1 protein-coding gene is annotated in these 401 nt (G+C 68.8%); it reads left to right on the top strand.

Annotated elements, in window-relative coordinates:
* Positions 1-401 (top strand): immunoglobulin-like domain-containing protein (locus EN859_RS38475; protein WP_189502500.1); only part of this gene is annotated, 401 nt, incomplete at both ends.

The raw sequence follows: 401 nt of genomic DNA, 5'->3' as shown, positions 1-401 counted from the left end.
CACGACCGCCATCACGCTGGACGACGTCAGCGTCAACGAGGGCGCCGGCACGGCGACGATCACCGCCCATGTCGCCAATGCCGTCACCGGCTTGGACCTGGTGATCAGCCTCGACAACGGCGCCAGCGTCACCATCGCGGTCGGCGCCACCAGCGGCGTCTCGACCGCCTTCGCGGTGCAGGGCGACGATCCCTATGTCGACGGCGAGAGCTACCAGGTCGGCGTCAGCGGCACCAGCGGCGGCAACTTCGAGGCGCTCGACACTTCCGATAAGGCGACGGTGACGGTGCACGACACCATCGACACGACCGCCATCACGCTGGCCGACGTCAGCGTCAACGAGGGCGCCGGCACGGCGACGATCACCGCCCATGTCGCCAATGCCGTCACCGGCTTGGACC

The organism is Mesorhizobium sp. M00.F.Ca.ET.216.01.1.1, from assembly GCF_004010325.2.
Classification (GTDB): domain Bacteria; phylum Pseudomonadota; class Alphaproteobacteria; order Rhizobiales; family Rhizobiaceae; genus Mesorhizobium.
Note: the sequence above shows the minus strand (reverse complement) of the source record. Positions and strands in the feature narration are given on the sequence as shown.